The organism is Vibrio sonorensis, from assembly GCF_001854765.1.
GTDB lineage: Bacteria > Pseudomonadota > Gammaproteobacteria > Enterobacterales > Vibrionaceae > Vibrio > Vibrio sonorensis.
Genome location: NZ_LJJE01000093.1, coordinates 1 through 541, shown reverse-complemented (window position 1 = coordinate 541; position 541 = coordinate 1). Strand labels below are relative to the sequence as shown.

The 541-nt window shown below is 47.3% G+C and carries 1 rRNA gene; it reads right to left on the bottom strand.

What is annotated here, in order from left to right:
- A 23S ribosomal RNA gene (locus BLO31_RS17550) occupies positions 1–529 on the bottom strand; the annotation flags it as partial.
- Between the last annotated feature and the right edge of the window lie 12 nt (positions 530–541).

Here is a 541-nt window from a genome sequence, read left to right as displayed (position 1 = left end):
GCTCCTACTGCTTGTACGTACACGGTTTCAGGTTCTATTTCACTCCCCTCACAGGGGTTCTTTTCGCCTTTCCCTCACGGTACTGGTTCACTATCGGTCAGTCAGTAGTATTTAGCCTTGGAGGATGGTCCCCCCATATTCAGACAGGATATCACGTGTCCCGCCCTACTCGATTTCACTAACAATGATATGTGGGTTACGGGGCTATCACCCTGTATCGCCAAGCTTTCCAGCTTGTTCACCTGTATCATTAAAAGCTTAAGGGCTAGTCCAATTTCGCTCGCCGCTACTTTCGGAATCTCGGTTGATTTCTTTTCCTCGGGGTACTTAGATGTTTCAGTTCCCCCGGTTCGCCTCTTACAGCTATGTATTCACTGTAAGATAATTGCTTATGCAATTGGGTTTCCCCATTCGGAAATCCCAGTCTCAAGTGGTTTTTACTACCTAAACTGGGCTTATCGCAAGTTAATACGTCCTTCATCGCCTCTGACTGCCAAGGCATCCACCGTGTACGCTTAGTCACTTAACCATACAACCCCAA